Raw genomic sequence first — 1,226 nt, forward strand, 5'->3', positions numbered from 1 at the left:
AAAGTTATACTCAAGAAGAAGCAGCCAAAGCGATGGGGGTGGGTAAATCAACCGTCAGTAAGTGGGTTACTCAATTAAAGCAAGAGCGGAATGGCCAGACACCATCTGCTTCACCAATGACGCCCGAACAAATTGAAATCCGCGAACTTAAAAAGCAAATCCAACGCATTGAATTAGAAAAGGATATATTAAAAAAGGCTACCGCTCTCTTGATGTCCGACTCCCTGAACAATTCTCGTTAATTGAGAAGCTAAATCAACGAGAGCGTTACCCAATTAGCGTGCTGTGTAACGTGTTCAATGTGCATCGTAGCAGCTATAAATATTGGGCTGTACGGGATACAACGCCGACGCCAGAGCAAGTAAGGCTAGAGGCTGAAGTTAAAGCAATACATGCAATGAGCGGTGGCTCAGCTGGGGCACGGACAATCGCAGCAATTGCAACGAATAACGGTTTTGAATTAAGCCGTTATCGCGCCGCTAAGCTCATGATTAAACTAAAACTAGAGAGCTGCCAAGTACCACAACATCAATATAAAAGGGGTGGTAATGAGCATCTTGAAATCCCAAATTTGCTAGATAGGCAGTTTGATGTTGTTGAGCCAGATACCGTGTGGTGCGGTGATGTGACGTATATTTGGGTAGGTAATCGCTGGGCTTATTTAGCCGTTGTTATTGATTTATTTGCACGTAAAGTCGTTGGTTGGGCCATGTCGTTGTCGCCAGATACTAATTTAACGCTAAAAGCACTTGAACTCGCGTATGAAAGTAGAGGAAAACCGACAGGACTGATGTTTCATTCAGACCAAGGTAGTCATTATACAAGTTTAAAATATCGTCAACGTTTATGGCGCTATAAAATTACACAAAGTATGAGCAGGCGCGGAAATTGTTGGGATAATGCGCCAATGGAGCGATTTTTTAGAAGCTTTAAAACGGAGTGGATGCCAAAGGTTGGATACGAAAACTTTAAAGATGCTAAATATAGTGTGAGTGATTATATCAACGGATATTACAACAACGTTAGGCCACATCATTATAATGCTGGTTTAGCGCCAAATGAATCTGAGGTTAGATACCAAGATTCTAAAACTGTGGCCAAAATTAGTTGACCACTACAAATCCTAGTATATATAGCTAATGTCTACACATAGCCTTCTTTCCTGAGTTGATAGTATGGAGTTCTAGTTAATTCAATTTGTAATTGATTCTAAAGCTATTATTTTA

Annotated in this window: 1 protein-coding gene; it reads left to right on the plus strand. The window is 40.8% G+C overall.

Going from position 1 to position 1,226, the window contains the following annotated elements; all coding sequences use genetic code 11:
• A protein-coding gene (locus MTN96_RS36765) for an IS3 family transposase (RefSeq protein WP_248534832.1) occupies positions 1–1,111 on the plus strand; the annotation gives its coding sequence in 2 pieces (ribosomal slippage) (positions 1–198 and positions 198–1,111; 1,112 coding nt annotated over the 2 pieces). This gene is flagged as partial in the annotation.
• Positions 1,112–1,226: the final 115 nt, after the last annotated feature.

The organism is Pseudoalteromonas sp. 2CM28B (assembly GCF_023161935.1).